Source organism: Chryseobacterium sp. HMWF035, from assembly GCF_003094695.1.
Classification (GTDB): Bacteria; Bacteroidota; Bacteroidia; order Flavobacteriales; family Weeksellaceae; genus Chryseobacterium; species Chryseobacterium gambrini.
The window spans coordinates 42,386-60,431 of the sequence record NZ_QEHP01000005.1 but is presented as its reverse complement, the minus strand read 5'-3'; the positions used below and the strand labels follow the sequence as shown (position 1 = coordinate 60,431).

General features: G+C 36.0%; 18 protein-coding genes. 10 read left to right on the top strand and 8 right to left on the bottom strand.

All coding sequences use genetic code 11. The features are described 5' to 3' along the window. Nucleotides 1-10: 10 nt before the first annotated feature. Together DD829_RS00785 and DD829_RS00780 are read left to right on the top strand one after the other, a co-directional pair. Nucleotides 11-1,453 carry an AMP-binding protein gene (locus DD829_RS00785; protein ID WP_108408841.1) on the top strand — a complete coding sequence of 481 codons (1,443 nt, stop codon included), beginning with the start codon at nt 11-13 and terminating at the stop codon, nt 1,451-1,453. After that, complete coding sequence (locus tag DD829_RS00780) at nt 1,450-2,073, top strand: GNAT family N-acetyltransferase (protein ID WP_108408840.1); 624 nt, start codon at nt 1,450-1,452, stop codon at nt 2,071-2,073. Before DD829_RS00785 ends, DD829_RS00780 begins: the two co-directional genes overlap by 4 nt. Here DD829_RS00780 and DD829_RS00775 read toward each other — a convergent pair. Further along, complete coding sequence (locus DD829_RS00775) at nt 2,070-2,300, bottom strand: acyl carrier protein (protein ID WP_108408839.1); 231 nt, start codon at nt 2,298-2,300, stop codon at nt 2,070-2,072. The genes DD829_RS00780 and DD829_RS00775 overlap by 4 nt on opposite strands. A 69-nt stretch (nt 2,301-2,369) precedes the next feature. Here DD829_RS00775 and DD829_RS00770 point away from each other — a divergent pair, with 69 nt between their 5' ends. The 8 genes from DD829_RS00770 (at nt 2,370) to DD829_RS00735 (ending at nt 8,932) form a co-directional block, all read left to right on the top strand. Beyond that, complete coding sequence (locus DD829_RS00770; RefSeq protein ID WP_108408838.1) at nt 2,370-2,927, top strand: acyltransferase; 558 nt, start codon at nt 2,370-2,372, stop codon at nt 2,925-2,927. After that, nucleotides 2,927-4,075, top strand: a complete 1,149-nt coding sequence (locus tag DD829_RS00765; protein WP_108408837.1) for a glycosyltransferase — start codon at nt 2,927-2,929, stop codon at nt 4,073-4,075. The genes DD829_RS00770 and DD829_RS00765 overlap by 1 nt, the downstream gene beginning before the upstream one ends. A gap of 42 nt (nt 4,076-4,117) precedes the next feature. Continuing rightward, nucleotides 4,118-4,675: a serine acetyltransferase gene (locus DD829_RS00760; RefSeq protein WP_108408836.1), complete on the top strand. Its 558-nt coding sequence runs from the start codon at nt 4,118-4,120 to the stop codon at nt 4,673-4,675. A 245-nt stretch (nt 4,676-4,920) separates the two neighbouring features. Then, on the top strand, nt 4,921-5,589 hold the full coding sequence (locus tag DD829_RS00755; protein ID WP_108408835.1) for a carbonic anhydrase: 669 nt from the start codon (nt 4,921-4,923) through the stop codon (nt 5,587-5,589). 21 nt (nt 5,590-5,610) lie between these two features. Beyond that, nucleotides 5,611-5,910, top strand: coding sequence for a hypothetical protein (locus tag DD829_RS00750; protein ID WP_087708722.1), 300 nt, complete (start codon nt 5,611-5,613; stop codon nt 5,908-5,910). 139 nt (nt 5,911-6,049) lie between these two features. Beyond that, the gene (locus DD829_RS00745; protein WP_108408834.1) at nt 6,050-7,642 is read left to right on the top strand and encodes a SulP family inorganic anion transporter; all 1,593 of its coding nucleotides are present in this window, start codon (nt 6,050-6,052) and stop codon (nt 7,640-7,642) included. Nucleotides 7,643-7,695: 53 nt separating this feature from the next. After that, nucleotides 7,696-8,334 carry a carbonic anhydrase family protein gene (locus tag DD829_RS00740; RefSeq protein ID WP_076391687.1) on the top strand — a complete coding sequence of 213 codons (639 nt, stop codon included), beginning with the start codon at nt 7,696-7,698 and terminating at the stop codon, nt 8,332-8,334. 175 nt (nt 8,335-8,509) lie between these two features. Beyond that, on the top strand, nt 8,510-8,932 hold the full coding sequence (locus tag DD829_RS00735) for a hypothetical protein (RefSeq protein ID WP_116547439.1): 423 nt from the start codon (nt 8,510-8,512) through the stop codon (nt 8,930-8,932). 48 nt (nt 8,933-8,980) lie between these two features. Here the strand turns inward: DD829_RS00735 and pth are convergent, their stop codons facing one another. From pth to mfd, 7 genes are all read right to left on the bottom strand, one after another. After that, nucleotides 8,981-9,544 (bottom strand): aminoacyl-tRNA hydrolase, encoded by a 564-nt coding sequence (gene pth / locus DD829_RS00730; protein ID WP_108408846.1) that lies wholly within the window; start codon nt 9,542-9,544, stop codon nt 8,981-8,983. A gap of 90 nt (nt 9,545-9,634) precedes the next feature. Then, nucleotides 9,635-10,576 (bottom strand): hypothetical protein, encoded by a 942-nt coding sequence (locus tag DD829_RS00725; protein WP_116547438.1) that lies wholly within the window; start codon nt 10,574-10,576, stop codon nt 9,635-9,637. Between the two features lie 102 nt (nt 10,577-10,678). Further along, nucleotides 10,679-11,530 carry a hypothetical protein gene (locus DD829_RS00720; protein ID WP_076391679.1) on the bottom strand — a complete coding sequence of 284 codons (852 nt, stop codon included), beginning with the start codon at nt 11,528-11,530 and terminating at the stop codon, nt 10,679-10,681. A 140-nt stretch (nt 11,531-11,670) separates the two neighbouring features. Then, complete coding sequence (locus DD829_RS00715; protein WP_108411468.1) at nt 11,671-12,414, bottom strand: hypothetical protein; 744 nt, start codon at nt 12,412-12,414, stop codon at nt 11,671-11,673. A 3-nt stretch (nt 12,415-12,417) separates the two neighbouring features. Further along, nucleotides 12,418-13,230 carry a hypothetical protein gene (locus DD829_RS00710; protein WP_108411469.1) on the bottom strand — a complete coding sequence of 271 codons (813 nt, stop codon included), beginning with the start codon at nt 13,228-13,230 and terminating at the stop codon, nt 12,418-12,420. A gap of 8 nt (nt 13,231-13,238) precedes the next feature. After that, nucleotides 13,239-14,063, bottom strand: a complete 825-nt coding sequence (locus DD829_RS00705) for a hypothetical protein (protein ID WP_076391673.1) — start codon at nt 14,061-14,063, stop codon at nt 13,239-13,241. A gap of 560 nt (nt 14,064-14,623) precedes the next feature. Continuing rightward, nucleotides 14,624-17,995 (bottom strand): transcription-repair coupling factor, encoded by a 3,372-nt coding sequence (gene mfd / locus DD829_RS00700; protein WP_108409685.1) that lies wholly within the window; start codon nt 17,993-17,995, stop codon nt 14,624-14,626. Nucleotides 17,996-18,046: the final 51 nt, after the last annotated feature.

Here is an 18,046-nt window from a genome sequence, read left to right as displayed (position 1 = left end):
ATATCCTTCGATGAATTATTTTATAGAAAATTTATACCAATCATTTTTAAAGCATAAAACCCGAGAGTGTTTTCAGATTGAAGATAAGACTTTTTCCTATGAGGAAGTTTTAAACATAACAGATCAGATCCGGCATCAGCTTCACCATGTAAATTCTCAAAATATCGGAATTTATCTTACAGATGACGTTTACATGTATGCTGCCATTCTGGCCATTTGGTTTGAGGGAAAAACATACGTTCCCATACATCCTGATTTTCCTTTAACTAAAAATTTAAATGTTATACAGCAAGCAGATATTGATACCATCTTAAGCTCTGCAGAAACTGGGGAAAATTTTAAAACCAATATAATTGATACAAAAAAAACATTTGAAACCAAACCTGTCCCTCCGAAAGAATCTGCATTAACAAATAATGCTTATATCCTCTTTACATCAGGAAGTACAGGAAACCCAAAAGGTGTTCCCATACAATTTTCAAATCTCTATTATTTCTCAGAATCTTTCCATCATACTTTTGGAAGGTTAACCTGTGAAGATAACGTTTTGCAGATGTTTGAGCTTACTTTCGATCTTTCTGTGATGAGCTATCTAATTCCTTTTTTAAATGGAGCTAAAGTAGTGGGACTTCACAAAAACGAAACAAAATTTCTACAGATTCTTGATCTTTTGGAAGCTAATGAAATTTCTGTGGCCTTAATGGTTCCCAGTATTTTAAATTTAATTATTCCCTATCTGGATCCTGCCGTAAAAAATGAAAGTTTACGCTTAAATCTATTTTGCGGAGAAGCATTACTCGTGAAGCAAATTGAAGGCTGGAAAGATTTCATTCCTAATGCAGCCGTTTACAATGTTTATGGACCTACGGAAAATACAATTTTCTGCAGCAGTTATAAAGTGGAGCATCCTGTAAAAGCAAAAAAGGGAATTATAAGCATTGGAAAATCAATGGAGAGTACCCATATGAATTTTTCTGATGCCAATGCCACTGAAGGAGAACTTTTATTATCGGGAAAATTTTTAACACAGGCTTACTGGAAAAACGAAGAAAAAACGAAAGAAACCTTTATACAAAAAGACGGACAGGTATTCTATAAAACCGGAGATTGGTGTTTAAAAGATGAAGACGGAGATTATTTTTATATCAACAGAATAGATTTTCAGGCAAAGATCAACGGTTTCCGTTTAGAATTGGCAGAGATTGAATACTTTGCCAACCAAAAACTGCAAAATGCAATCAGTGTAGCTGTGATACATAAAGATAAAGCCGATAATGACCATCTTGTCCTATTCATCAACGATGTTAACTCCAGTGAAGAATCGGTTATTACACATCTGAAAGAGAATTTGCCTGATTACTGCATTCCTTCCAAAATCATTACAGTAGAGAAATTTCCTACTAATACTTCTGGAAAAATAGACAGAAACGAACTAAAAAAATTACTTTCATGATCATAAGAAAAGCAAAAAAGGAAGATATTCCATTCATCATTAAAGGAATTTTTGCCATTGAAAGCACAGGAAAAGGCAATACTTTCAGCAATCTTTTTGAGACAGATAAAGAGACTGCTTACCATTATCTGGAACAGTTTTTTTTGGACGAAGAAAATTTTGATACGGAGCTTTCATTAAATACGTATACAATTGCAGAGCTTGATGGTCAACCTGCCGGAATGTGCGCACTTATTCACACAGATGCAAATTATTACCAAAACAAAGGAGAATTATTCCCAATCCATTTAAAAGAAAATCATTTAGACACATTTATAAAAAATGCAAAGACTTTACCGGATATAAAAACCTATTCAGAAAATAAATACTTTATTGAATATATTTTCACGGATGATCATTTCAGAAATAAAGGTATTGCAAACAGGTTAATACAATACCAGATTGAAAACAATAATGCAGATAAGATATATATTAATGTTTTGGAAAATAATACAGATGCATTAAAATATTATCTGAAATTGGGGTTTACCAAAAAAGAAACTCTGATAATCGACCGTCCCGAAAATCAAATATTCCCTGATGTAAAAAAGATTTTGCTGAGTAAAAATATTAAGAATTAACTGAATTTTTCGGCGCCAATAGTTTCTACAAGATCATGTACTGTATTCACACTTCTGAAACCTCTTGGGTTGAGCTTAACGTTAAAATGGGTTTCTATCAATTGCATAACCAAAACAGCAGATAAAGAGCCGTAACTCTCTAATTCTTTGAAATTAGTTTCCGGAGTAATATCGGTTGTTTCGTTTAACTCTTGTTTCAGCAGGTCACAAAATTGCTCGATCTTCATTGTGTTTGTAATTATGTTAATTATTTAGAACAGGCAAATTTATAAAATAATTTCTATTTTTGTTTTACTATGATGATTTATAAAATTTTAAATAAAATCTTTACCACTATTCAGGATATTCAGCATTCTATTTATCTCAAGGTTTCGGTTAATAATGGTTTGAAGCTGGGCAAAAATGCGGTGGTAAGAAATAATGTTTCCTTTGGTTCCGAACCTTTTCTTGTAGAAATTGGTGATGAAACCAGAATCGCTTCGGGAGTGACTTTTGTAACGCATTCCGGAGCAACTATTAACATCAGAAAGCTTACCGGCTACGAAAGTGTAAGAAATTTCGGAAGAATAAAAGTGGGAAAAAACTGTGCAATCGGAAGCAATTCAGTCATTCTGCAGGATGTTGAAATCGGAGACAACTGTGTTTTGGGAGCTAATTCTGTTTTATCTGAATCCATGCCCGAAAACACTGTTTATGCAGGAAATCCCGCAAAATATATCTGCGAGATTGAAGATTATGCCGATGTCCTGAAGAAGACAACAATAGATTATCCTATTGATCTTGAAAAAGACCGAAAAAAATTAAACCACTGGCTCATTCAAAATCTGCCTGAGAAATTCAAAATTACAAGATAGTGCCTAAAAAGAAAATTCTCATCCGTATAGGCTCTCTGCGTCATGGCGGAGCAGAAAAAGTTTTGGTGACTTTTTTGAAAAATCTGCCCTCCGATAAGTATGAGATTGATTTGCTGCTGAATCTGAATTCAGGAAAATATCTGCCTGAAGTTCCCGGCTGGATCAATATTCTGCATCTTCATCAAGGCGAAATGATTACGACCAACCGTCCTCATGAAATCCCCAGAAAAGCAGCGCGTGTAATCCATGAAAAGATCCTTAAAAAATTCCCGAATCTTCTTTACAAGGGTAAATTAAAGAATAAGCAGTACGACATAGAGTTCGCTGCCATTCATGGAATGCGGGATGAAATTTTAGGATCTCCTTTAAAAAGTTCAAAAAAAATCGTCTGGATTCACAATGATCTTTCACAGGTGAAAGGCTATACCAATGATGAGATCCGTAAGTTTTTTGGGTTTGACAAAATCATGGTGATTTCTGAAAAAATTGAGCAGCTTTTTCATGATTTAGCTAAAAGTGAGACTGAAAAACATAAAATTGTAAAGATTTACAATCCTTTAGACACCGAAGAGTTTCTCGCCAAAGCAGACCTTGCAGTTGTAAACTATCAGTTTGATCAGGATGTTCCTACCTTTATTTCAGTCGGAACTGTTTTTCCACAAAAAGGATTCGACAGGTTATTGAAAATTCATAAAAAACTTTTGAATGAAGGTTTTCAGCACAAAGTTTTAATCGTCGGCGACGGATATGATTTTGAAAACATTAAAAAATTAAAATCTGAGCTTGGTGTTGATCAAACAGCAACCATGTTAGGATTTACAGACAATCCTTATCCTTATTTTAAAAATGCTGATTTTTATATTTTAAGCTCAAGATACGAAGGCTTTCCGACTGTTCTTTTTGAAGCCATTACCCTGAAAAAGAAAATTATTTCTACTGAAGTTTCCGGAGCCAATGAAATGTTAAACGATGGTGAATTGGGTCTCATTGTGGAAAATTCTGAAGAAGGAATTTATAACGGAATGAAGAAAGCATTATCTGAACCTGAGTTTTTCAACAAATATCCGGAAAGACTTATGAATTATGAAATTCCTTTTAATCTGAAAAATTCCGTAAGCAAAATTATTTCTATTGTGGATGAATTGTAACTGATTAAAAATTTAAACCTGTAGAATTATTACATTTGTGGTATGGCAGAAAACTATTCCATTCTTCAAAAAGATTTTTACCGGGAAAGCGGAAAATGGCTTTCTCCATTTCAGATCTGGGCAAAATGCATCAATCCGAATCTTCATTTTATTTATGTTTTAAGAAAGAGCCAGCAATATCTAAAAACGCCGTTGCTGAATATTTTCTGGAAACTGGTTTTAAGACATTATCAGATTAAGTACGGCTTCCAGATCTATCCCGAAACAGAAATCGGGGAAGGTTTTTATCTGGGACATTGGGGAAGTCTTGTGATTAATCCCAATGCTAAAATCGGAAAAAACTGCAATATTGCACAAGGCGTAACCATCGGACAGCAGAATCGTGGAAAAAATCAGGGATTTCCAGCCATTGGAGATGAAGTATGGATTGGAACCAATGCCGTTATCGTGGGAGGAATTACCATCGGAAACAATGTTCTTATCGCGCCAAATGCCTACGTAAATTTTAATGTCCCTGAAAATTCTGTCGTGATGGGCAATCCGGCAAAAATTTATGAATCCGAAAACGCAACTGAAGGGTATATTAATAATAAGATCTGATAAATAAAAATATTTTAGCTACCATCATCAAATTGTTTGTAATTTTATCATAGAATCATCAAACCATATAAAAAAACATAATTTAATGATCTCTTTTATGATTTTAAGCATATTTTAATATTAAACTTTGTTAAAAGTATTTAGAATCTCTTCAAAAATTATATTTTTGTATCATTATCGATTTGGTCTATTGATTTTGAAAATAATTTAAACCAAATAAATAATTAATCCTTTAAAAAGCTCTTATGTCACAGTCGTACAAAGCTATTTTTGAAAACAACAGAAAATGGGTAGAGTCTAAAATCGCGGAAAACCCGGAGTTTTTTCACGATCTTGCCAAGACCCAGCATCCGGATTATCTTTATATCGGATGTTCAGACAGCCGCGCGACTGCAGAAGAACTGATGGGAGCCAAACCGGGAGAAGTTTTTGTCCACAGAAATATTGCCAATGTGGTGAATACTCTGGATATGAGTTCTACAGCCGTTATTCAGTATGCCGTGGAACACCTTAAAGTAAAAGACATTATTGTCTGCGGACATTACAACTGCGGAGGTGTAAAAGCTGCGATGACTTCTCAGGATTTAGGATTGCTGAATCCGTGGTTAAGAACCATCCGTGATGTATACAGATTGCATCAGGCCGAACTGGATTCTATTACAGACGAATACAAACGCTACGACAGACTGGTAGAACTTAACGTACAGGAACAGTGCATTAACGTTATCAAAATGGCGTGTGTACAGGAAAGATATATTTTAGAGGAATATCCAGTAGTTCACGGTTGGGTTTTCGATCTGAGAACCGGAAAAATCATCGATCTGGAGATCGATTTTGAGAAAATATTAAAAGATATCCAGAAAATTTATAACCTTACCAGCTCAGACTGGGTAATGAGCAGAAAGACCAAATAATTTTTATATAAAGAATGTAAAATGAAACTCTGGAGTATTATTACATTACTGTTTTTTCTCAACTTTACGGCTTTACCGAGTATTGCCGCAGTTTTCGGTTGGGATCTTACAAGAACCAATGTAGTAATTAATGAAGAAGAGCCACATTCCCACCCCTCAACTTTTATAGTTTACGAAAAAACACTTCCTAAAACTCTGGATGTTTTCGATTATCTGAAGTTTTATGAACCCTCACTGGAAGACAGATCGTTTGTACTGATAGACGATTCTTTTCATCTGTCTCCATTACTTACCATATTTTCTCCGCCTCCGGAAGCGTAATTTTACCGTTAGATTTTTTTGATAGCTATTCTTTGTCATACCATTGATATTGAATAAACACGTGCTTTAAAAATTACATTTTCCAAACTTTACAACGGTCTGTTCATAAAAACAGATCACTATTCACAGCATTTTCATCATGAAAAAAACATCATTAATCGGAGGAATTAAGGAGAATTTCCCTTCAGGACTCGTGGTATTTTTAGTAGCGCTTCCTTTATGTTTAGGGATCGCATTGGCTTCTGGAGCCCCGCCTTTGTCCGGAATCATTGCCGGAATTGTCGGAGGTCTTGTTGTAGGATCCATCAGTAATTCCAATATTTCCGTTTCAGGTCCCGCTGCGGGATTAACGGCAATTGTTTTAACTGCCATTACAGATCTTGGCGCATTCGAACTTTTCCTTTGTGCCGGAATTATTGCAGGATTGCTGCAATTGATTTTAGGATTTATAAGAGCCGGAAGTATTTCCAATTATTTTCCTAATAACGTTATCGAAGGAATGCTTGCCGCAATCGGGATCATCATTATTCTGAAACAGATTCCCCACGCTTTGGGATTTGATAAGGATTATGAAGGACACGAATCTATATTCGACAATGGTCTTAATTTCGGATATTTTACAGAATTATTCGGAGCGATTCAGCCGGGTGCGATCATTATTACCTTAATTTCGGTAGCGATTCTGATTACCTGGGACAAAGTTCCGGCTCTTAAAAGGATTAAAATGCTTCCGGGAGCTTTGGTTGCCGTTGTAACAGGAATTATCCTGAACCAGATCTTTAAAATGACAGGAAGTTCATTGGAAATCCAGACCCAGCATTTGGTTTCCTTACCGGTCCCCCAGTCTTTTGATGATTTTAAAAATCTTGTGACGATGCCGGATTTTAACGGATTCACCAATCCGAAAGTGTGGATTGCAGGAGCAACAATCGCTATTGTAGCCTCTATTGAAACCCTGCTTTGTATTGAAGCTTCCGACAGACTGGATGTACAGAGAAGAATTACCGATACCAATCTGGAATTAAAAGCTCAGGGAATCGGAAATTTAATAAGTTCATTCATTGGAGGACTTCCGATGACTTCTGTGGTGGTAAGAAGTTCGGCAAATGCCAATTCGGGAGCGACTTCAAAATTATCGGCCATTATTCATGGAATTTTATTGCTGATCTGCGTTCTGTCGATTCCTGTGGTTTTAAATTTAATTCCACTGGCGACTTTGGCAGCAGTATTAATTATGGTAGGTTATAAACTTGCAAAACCTGCTACATTTAAACATTTCTGGCATTTAGGAAAGTTTCAGTTCATTCCTTTCATTGCAACGGTGGTGGCTGTTGTGGCAACCGATTTATTAAAAGGCGTTGGAATAGGTCTTGCTATTTCAGTATTCTATATTCTTCAGGGAAATATGAAGAGAGCTTATTATTTAAGCCGTGAAAAGCTGGATGATGCAGATGAAATAAAAATGAAACTGGCGGAAGAAGTTTCCTTCCTGAATAAAGCGGCTATCAAAAAAACATTGAAAAACATTCAACCGAATTCTAAAGTAATTATTGATGCAAGAGAAACATCTTATATAGCAACCGATGTTCTGGAAATGATTCAGGATTTTGCCAATATCCGTGCAAAAGAAGAAGACATTACGGTTGAATTGTTAGGATTTAAAACGTCTTACAGAGATTATGAAAGAGACGAAGAATCTCACATTTTAGTTACGCATAAAAGAGCAATGTAAGCTCAAAACAATAAATTTTATACTTTTAAAAAATTCAATTTAATAAAAATTATATGAAAGCACATACATCCGAAACGCAATCGACGATTACTCCTGAAAAAGCATTAAACTTTTTAAAGGAAGGAAACCAGAGATTTGTAAATAACTTAAAGGCTAACAGAGATCTTTTGGAGCAGGTAAACGCAACCCGTGAAGGACAATGGCCTTTTGCGGTAGTATTAAGCTGTATCGACAGCCGTACTTCTGCAGAACTTATCTTCGATCAGGGATTGGGAGACATTTTCAGCATCAGAATTGCGGGAAATTTCGTTAATCAGGATATTTTAGGATCTATGGAATTCGGTTGTAACGTTGCAGGTTCAAAGCTTGTCGTAGTATTGGGACACACAAAATGCGGCGCTTTAAAAGGTGGTCTTGATGCAGCAAAAATCGAAGGTTTGGGAATGGATAATCTTAACCACCTGATCAATCATTTCAACCCTATCATCAACGATATTATCGAAGAAGGAGAAGAGCGTTCTTCTGCCAATGCAGATCTTTTGGAAAGACTGAATCAGCATAACGTAATTAATGCGATTGATGATATCCGTAAGCAGAGTTCTACCCTTAGAAAACTTGAAGAGGAAGGAAAAATTAAGATCGTAGGAGCCAATTATGATGTAGAAACAGGCGTTGTAACCTGGTTAGCATAAGAAATGTTATAGTTTAGATAAATTGATTGGAAATTAGCTTTAAGAGTACAATCGCAAAGACCATCGGATTTCGGTGGTCTTTTGTTTTATTTAAACAGTTTTAGAAAAAATTCAAAGAAAATGATTACCAAAGTATATAAAATCTTACTTTTGATCATTAAATTTTATTCTTTTCATGAAAATACTATTGAATATATTTGGGGTAACATTCTTTTTATTTCTTAATACGGTTTTAAATGCTCAAAAACCAGTTTCGGATACTTTAGCATATGCCAAAAAATTTGAAACCAATAAGCAAAAATACATTGGAAAACCTTTTTCTTTATTGCTGAAAGACATGACGCAGCTTCAGTTTAAGAAAGCAAAATCCGACATTAAAGAAGATCAGGAAAATGCTCTTCCGAGTACAATTTTCAGGTTTTCAGATAAAGAGGTAAATTCTTCAAATGAAGTAAGTTTTGTGATTAAATGGAAAGCCGACACGGCTCCTGTAACTCCGATAGAATTTTTTGAGCAGGAACATAATTATCGTTTTACGCTTAATGAAAGAAACTTTTTCGAAAAGAAGATCATAAAAGATATTGCGGTGTACAAATAACAAAAAACCTCCATTTCCAGAGGTTTTTGACATATTATTTTCTGAGAATTATTTTCCGTTGAATGCAGACATCGTATTGTTGATTCCTGCGAATACAAATGAGAGACACGCCTTGGAGAATTTTTCAATTCTTTCCGGAAGTTTTTCGTTTTCTTCTTCATTCCAGATTCCCAAAACATAATCTACCTGTCTTCCTTCCGAGAAATCGGCAGAAATTCCAAAACGCAGACGGGCATAATTCTGTGTCTGCAATACTTCATTGATGTTTTTCAGTCCATTATGTCCTGCATCTGAACCTTTTCCTTTCATCCTTAAGGTTCCAAAAGGCAAAGCCAGATCGTCTGTTACAATAAGAACATTTTCCAGAGGAATGTTTTCTTTCTGCATCCAGTAACGAACTGCGTTTCCGGAAAGATTCATATAAGTATCCGGTTTTAGGACCAAGACTCTTCTTCCCTTGTATTTTCCATCTGCCATCCAGCCGAAATTGGTGGTATTGAAAGAAACTTCCATGGTTTCTGCTAATTTGTCTGCAACTTTAAAACCTATATTGTGACGTGTATTTTCGTATTCTGCGCCTTTATTTCCAAGACCGACTATTAAATATTTCATTGAGAAATTTTTTGCAAAATTAAAGGATTTCAAATAAAAAAACCCAACCTTCATGAAGATTGAGTTTTTTATTATTTTAATTGTAAATTTTTACAATGGTTTGTAGATATAATTTACACCATAACCTTTTTGCATATAAGTCTGTGCATCGTAGTTGTAATTCGTGGAGAATACAACCGGTGTAGGAATTGGTGTTCCTAAATCCGTAACGGAATATCTCTGAGGGCTGTTTGGTGACAAAATCCAGCTTTTTACATCATTCGCTTCCGTGGATAACAGTCTTGAAATTTTGTACGCATTCGGAATTAAAGTAAACGGATTGATTTTCGTATCATAGTTTGTAAACTCATATCCTAGCTTAGTTGTCGGAGATCCAAACGAACCAGTTGAACCCATTGGTCCGTAATTTCTTGTTACTTTAGAAACATTATCTCCTGCGTATTCATATTTCGTTTTTGAATAAGAGGTATATACAAATGGAGTTCCTGAAGCTTCAGGTCCGTTTCTCATGATAATTGAATCCAGTTTAGCCGTTGCCGCAGCATACTTTAAGGTATAAAGTGTCTTTGTCTTTTTATAAAGCGTCTGTGGTCCCGGTACTAAAGGAGTATATGGAGCTGTAATACTTCTCTTGAAGAAAGATCTGTTTTCTGAAATGGTTTCTATTCTTCCTGTACTTCCATAAGTAAACTGCTGTGTAAAGATAACACTGTCTTTATCTAATTTTCCGTTTCCGTTAAGATCCAAAAATCCTTTGAAATCTATTCTGCTTACTTTGTCTCCGCTCCATGCTAAATCTGTAGTAGAGTTCATACTGTCAGTTACTACTTTCGATAACTGCAGACCATTGTAATAGTAGGTTGCTAAAGTATCTGAGTCTGTGATCTCTCTGTATAAAGCTCTCGGACCATTCAGTCCTGTATTGTCATTAATATCCACCAGAGGATTTCCGTCTTCATCCAATAAATCTTTACAAGAATGAATTGTAGAAATACCTACCAATAGTAAAACAAAATAAAAAAGTCGTTTCATTCCAATAGGGGATTATTTATTTTTTCACAAATATAATTTTTTTTTGAATAAAAATCACGTTTTTATTCATATTATCATAAAACTATTAAAAGATAATTCTTCTTATAACGGTTTATAGATGTATTTAATTGTCTGACTCTGATCTGAAACCGGATAATTCTGTGAATCATACAGATACCCTTTAGGATAAGAAATGGCAGCTCCTGCAGGATTTTGTATCGTAACTTTCCCTACATTGTTGGAAGACAGCATATAAGCATTAAGCTGCGTCATAGTGGAAGATACCATAAAATATTCCTTCGGAAGCGTAGTGTAAGGGTTCACTTTAGTATCGTAATTTTCATACAGGTAAGAAGTGGTAGATGCTGTGGAAGCAGTAGGAGTTCCTCCGCTCATCAACATCGTGGTGTAATCTGCTTTTACGATATTATTTGCCGAAAAGGTAAATTTAAGTTCCGTATAATGAGTATAGGAAGTACTTCCTGCCATTTTTTTCTTCTCAACAATCCTGTATAATGCTCCGTTCGCATCATAATATACTGTAAAATCACTGTGATTAGCCACTCCCATAACGGTCTGATCCATTGTAAATGCGGATAATTTTCCGCTTGTATACGTAAGTGCGTATGTATTATCCGTAACGTGCGGAGTTACATTATCCTGAATTTTTATCTGAGAAATAGTGGTTCCTGAATAGGTTACGGTAGAAGTAAGCGTATTGCTGGATCCGGCATCCCTGATAAAAACCTGAGAAAGCGCGCCTCCTGTAGTTACATACTCCTCCAGATCTTTTGTCCCATTGTTTACTTTAGATAAAATTCTGGGTCCTGTAATCGTAGTACCGGATGTTGTATTCTTGTTCTGATTCGGCGGATCTTCCGTTGTATTGTCACAAGAAACTACAAAACCAAGGGCAATTGCAGCAAAAGTGGACAGGATGTAATTTTTGGTCATATTATTAATTTTTAATGCCGTCAAATATAATTTATTTTCTCCTATCAGAGCCTTAAAATCATTAAATAAATATCACTTTAAAATAAAAAAATCTAAAAACTTTCGCTTTTAGATTCTAATTTATGAAAAATAATCTGTTTTTAATAAGGCTGCAAAACAGACGTTGTTAAAACAGACTGAGACATATCGGAATTCAGAAAGGTTGTATTCACTGCCGTTCCTATTCCCAGAGTTCCGCTGTTCAGATTCCTTTTTGTACAGGCAACCTTCACTTTATAATTGTTTTTCGGAGTTACATTCGTAAGCGTTGCGTTCATGTTATAGATTTTGTAAGAACCGTCTGTCCCGATCAAAACATCGGTTCTCACAGCTTTTAAAACATCATCTACAAAAATTCCGCAGGCAAATCCTGAAGAAGAATTCGAATTATTGGTTTTTTGTGCCGTAGTCTGAAACGTGAAAACTACTTTATTGGTTGTATTGGTTACCGAATACGTATCCTGAGTCCCCGTAAGTACCACCCAGTTAGAATTAATTGCTGAATTTTCAGTATAAGGAGAAGTAGAACCATTAGCACCGCTAAAAGTGGCTCCTGTCTGATCCGAAACGGTATTCATGGAAAATAAAGCCATACTCCCTTGTCCGTCTGCAATTTTTATGCTCTTCCAGTCATTTACCCCAAGTTCAGAATTATTATGAAACATTGTTCCGGCTACTCCGGCAGAACCTTTTACAGTGTTTGTTCCGCCCATTCTCATCTCTCTGTTGACGTTCAGATCCCCGTTGATATCTAGCAAACCTACAGGAGTTGTGGTCTTTATACCGACTTGGGCATAATATCCTATTGAGAATGCAGAAAATATTACTAAAGCTATTTTTTTCATGATTTAGTTTAAAATTGAATTAAATACTTGTGGTATTTCATAAACATCTACCTTAAGCGAAGACTGGGTAATAAAGCTGTCAATATTGCTGGCTACGTTAATTCCAATACCTAAATTTGCCGAAGTGTTATAAGATTTTAATCTGGAACACGCCACACTTACCGTATGCTGTCCTTTTGAAAGATTCTGTACCATCCCGATCTGGTTATGCGTAATAAATGTGCTGGATGCGCTACTTGCCTTCAGATTTCTCTGTCTGAGATTAACCAGTTTATCATCTACAAAAATTCCGCACGCATAATCTATGGAAATATCCGGAGAAGTATTTGCCGGAAAATCTGCCTGAACCACCGTTTCAAACTGGAAATACGTTTTACTCTCTGTACTGTATACAAAGAATGGCTGCGATAAAGAAGCTATTTTTTTAAACTGATTAAGACTGCTGTAATCTGTATCTTTTACCAGAGTCGTAGATCTGCTTGCACCGTTGCTAGATTCTTCTGTACTGGAAAATGTAACCCCTGTCTTATCTGAAAAGGAATTATTAAAAATTAAATAAAATTTATTGGGTTCATATTCCGGAATACGGAGTGATTTCCATATTGGAGGATTTCCTGCTCCCTGAGAAACCAATATCTGATCGTTATTTCCCTGAGAAATACTGTTATCTGTAGGATTGAAAACAGACAATTTATCTCTGAGATTAACATCACCATTTACATCAAGTGTAGATTTTGGAGTCGGAGTTTTGATACCAATTTGCGCAGAAGATAGAATTCCTGCAGAAATACAGAAAATTAAAAATATTTTTTTCATTGGTGAGATTAGTTACTTTTATACGTTACATATTCAATAATATCCACTTTAAAATCGGATTCAAGATTGAATGCGTTGGAAATTGAATTTGAATTCGAGATATTTTTTCCGATGGTAAACTGAGTATTGACATCTGAAGATTCAATTTTTCTGCAGGCAACCTCAATTTTCTGTGTACCTACAGGAACATTCTGCTCCGTATAGTTCAGCGTGAAGATATAATCCTGAAAACCTCCTTTCTCGGTATTGTTGTTGGAGGTAATTTTATCCGGACGTACCGCAACCAGCTTATTGTTTCGGAATATACCGCAGGCAAAAGTAACACTCTGAGAAGTCGTAGCAGCCGGAGCCTTCATTTCAATTCCTGTCTGGAACTGATACGTGAGCCTGTTTCTTCCGTTTTTAATGGTGAAATTATTCTCAAGACCGGCAATTTTTACCCATTTCCCGTTCGCAACATCTGTAATGTCGTTTCCGACAGAATTTTTATAAATTCCGTCTGCAGCAACACCGTTAGAAAGCGTACTGATTCCCACCTGATCGGAAGATAAATACGAGTTGATGAGTTTATACTGACCTTCTTCCATAAAGGTAACATTGATCGATCTCCAGTTTGGTGCAAGACCTTCACCCTGAGAAACCAGGACCTGTCCGTTCAAACCGGGATTACCCAGCGTAGTAGAAGTACCTCCTACTCTTAATTCTTTTCTTAAGGTGGTTTTCCCGTTTACATCGAGAACAGCATTGGGGGTACTTGTACCAATTCCCACCTGAGCGTAAGCCGTAACAGAAAATAATAATCCGGCTACACAGCTATATATAGTTTTTTTCATAATAAGGGACTGCAAAGATAAATAAAAAAATATACAGAAAGTAGAGTAGAAATACGTAAACTGATAGAAATTAAATAATTACGACATAGTGAGCATTCAATAAAAAGTAGAATTATTACTACTAACAACTGTTAGGGTAACCGTTATTTTGAATAAAATTTCATATTAATGTCTCTAATTGAGGAATTAGACAGGCTGATTTTTATGAAAGTCTCAGTATTTCAAAAAAAATATATCTCATTAACATAAAAACAGTTACATAAACCGGAAAAACAATTACCAATTAAAAAATTTATCCACAAACAGTGATAAATAGAAGAGTTTATAAATTTTTAAGACTAAAATAAATCACTTTTTTACTCCAATTTTTTCGATCAGTAAGAAAAACAAAAACACGACAAAAATCATGTTATCGGTAATTTTTTTAATCTTTTTTTAATGTTAAGTTTTCTTAACATTGCCATTGTAAAGCACTGTCTGTCAGTTACCTTTCAGAATACCGAATAAAAAATGCCGCATTGTACAACAACACGGCAAAATATATCAGGTAATGCAATCAATTACACATCACTCTTCAGAATTGTTTTCAGAAGATCATTTACCTCATCCACATTCCCTACTTTATCCTTTCTCATCATCAGCTGATTGCCTTCCTTTCCGGTCTTTTCCTTAAGCTGTGCTTCCTTAGGATTTTTCGTTAAATAATTAATGATGGTTCTAAATTTATTGGTCTGATAAAACTTATCCTGAGGATTTCCCGGAAAATATCCCAGAAACACACCGTTTTTCATGACAATCTTTTCAAAACCTATATCTGCAGCAAGCCATTTTAAGCTTACACTTTTTAATAGATTTACAGCTTCTTTCGGCAGTTCCCCAAAGCGGTCGATCAGTTCAGATTCAAACTTCGTCAGACTTTCTTCGCTATCAATTTCCGCAAGTTTCTGGTAAAGCAGTAATCTTTCTTCAGTATTTGAAATGTACCAGTCCGGCAACATCAGCTCCAGATCGGTATCAATATTAACGTCTTTTGTCGTTTTAAACAATTTGTTCCTTTCTTCTTCATTTTCGAAAAGATTTTCAAATTCCTCATCGTCTTTCAGCTCTTCCAAAGCTTCCTGCATCAGTTTTTGGTAAGTTTCAAACCCCATTTCATTAATAAACCCGCTCTGTTCCGCTCCCAGTAAATCTCCGGCTCCACGGATTTCAAGATCTTTCATGGCAATTTGGAAACCGCTTCCCAGATCCGAAAACTGTTCAATGGCTTCCAGACGTTTTCTGGCATCGGAAGTCATCATATCATAAGGCGGCGTAATAAGATAACAGAATGCTTTTCTGTTGCTTCGCCCGACACGGCCTCTCATCTGGTGAAGATCTGCCATCCCGAAACGCTGTGCATCATTAATAAATATGGTGTTCGCATTCGGAACGTCTACTCCACTTTCCACAATCGTGGTAGAAACCAGAACATCATATTTCCCTTCCATAAAATCCAGAACGTTCTTCTCCAACTGTTTTCCTTCCATCTGTCCGTGTCCCGTAATCACTCTCGCATCAGGAACCAGTCTTTGAATCAGTCCTGCAATATCTTTCAGATTTTCAATCCTGTTGTTGATGAAATAAACCTGCCCGTCACGCTGAAGTTCATAAGAAACGGCATCACGAAGAATCTCTTCACTAAAGCCAATCAAATGTGTTTCAACAGGCTGTCTGTTTGGCGGAGGGGTTTTAATAACGGATAAATCTCTTGCCGCCATCAAAGAAAACTGAAGGGTTCTTGGAATTGGCGTTGCCGTTAATGTTAAAGTATCAACATCAGCTTTTAAAGTTTTCAGCTTATCTTTTACGGAAACTCCGAACTTATGTTCTTCATCAATAATCAGCAATCCCAAATCTTTAAACTTTACAGAGCTGCTTGCCAACTGATGTGTTCCTATAATAATGTCTACTTTCCCATCTTTTAAAGCCGCAAGAGTTTCAGATTTCTGCTTGGCTGTTCTGAAACGGTTTACATACGCTACATTCACCGGAAAATCTTTCAATCGTTCCTTAAAACTTCTGTAATGCTGAAACGCCAGAATCGTGGTGGGAACCAAAACAGCAACCTGCTTTCCGTCTGTCGCCGCTTTGAACGCGGCACGAATCGCAACTTCCGTTTTACCGAAACCTACGTCTCCACAAACGAGACGATCCATCACCGTATCTGCTTCCATATCCTTTTTAACGTCGATGGTGGCTTTTTCCTGATCCGGAGTATCTTCGTAAAGGAAGCTTGCTTCAAGCTCATTCTGAAGATAAGAATCCGGAGTGTAGGCAAAACCTTTCGCAGATTTTCGTTGAGCGTATAATTTTATTAAATCAAAAGCCAATTGTTTTACCCTTGCTTTTGTTTTCTGCTTTAAAGATTTCCACGTTGGCGATCCGAGTTTACTCAGTACAATTTCTCTTCCTTCCGGACCGTTGTATTTCGAAATTTTATGTAGAGAATGAATGCTTACATATAATAAGTCTCCGTTTTTATACGTCAGTTTAAAACATTCCTGAATTTTTCCGTCGTTATTCACCTTTACCAGTCCCATGAATTTTCCGATTCCGTGGTCGATGTGAGCGATATAATCACCAATTTTCAAAGACATTAAATCTTTCAGGGTAAGCTGCTCCGATTTGGCAAATGTATTTTTCGCCTTGTATCTCTGGTAACGGTCGAAAATCTGACGATCGGTGTAGACCAGAATTTTATGATCGTTATCCACAAAACCTTCATGAAGTTCAGATTTAAAACTTTTGAACGGAAGCTGGTGTTCTAGCTCTTCAAAAATAGATTCCAGCCTTTCCTTCTGTTTTTCGGTGGAGAATGAGATCCATGTTTCAAAACCTGCATTCTGCTTCTCCTCGATATCTTCAATCAGTAATTCAAAATTTTTATGAAAAGATGGCTGCGAAGTCTGGTCAATTTTTATTTCGGATAATTCAATCAGTCCTTCAATAGGAACGCTTCCAAAATCTACGGTTTTGAATTTTTTATAATCAAAAAGAAATTCCTGATCTGAAATAAACAGCTCCTGCGGAGATCTGTGCGCAATATCTTTGCTCAATGTTTCATATTTTTCTAATGATTTTTCGTAGAAAGCTTTCAGCCTTTGCATTCCTACAATTCCGTTCTTGGAAATTACAAAACTTTCTTTCGGCAAGAGTTGCAACAAAGAAACCCTACTTCCCGTCACCGTAAAATTCATATTGGAAACCAACTGAAATTCTTTTACCTTATCAATCGAAAGCTGGGTTTCGATATCAAAGGTTTTAATATTTTCCACTTCATTTCCGAAAAATGTGATCCTGTATGGCTTTTCATTGGAAAACGAGAAAACATCCACAATTCCCCCTCTTACAGAAAATTCTCCCGGCTCTGAAACAAAATCCGCCTGTTGGAAATGGTAATGATTGAGCAGCTCATCCACAAAATCAAAATCCAGCTGATCGCCTACTTTTATATGATGCGAAATCGCCTTAAAATCTTCCTTTTTTAAAACCTTTTCAGACAGCGCTCCTGCATACGCAACGATAACGCGAGGAGATTTTCCGGATGTAACTTTATTAATAACTTCAGTTCTCAGGACAAGATTGGCATTCTGCGTTTTTTCAACCTGATACGGCTCCAGATGAGTCGCGGGAAAATAAAGCACTTTTTCTTTTCCCAGCAGATCTTCCATTTCCGTATTGGCATACAATGCATCTTCCTTATCATCAAGAATATAAAGAATGGTTTTCTTCTGCGTAAGAAACAGCTCGGCAACAAAAATAGAAACCGAAGATCCTGCGTTTCCTTTTACAGAAATATGTTGATTATTTTCCAGTTGAAAGAAAATCTCTTTTCCGAATTCTTTAAGAAGCAGCTCGGGAAGAAATTTTTCGTTAATGGTTTTTAATTGCATAGATAATTTGGTCTAAACGACAAAAGCGATTTCGGGAGTTTTCCGAAACCG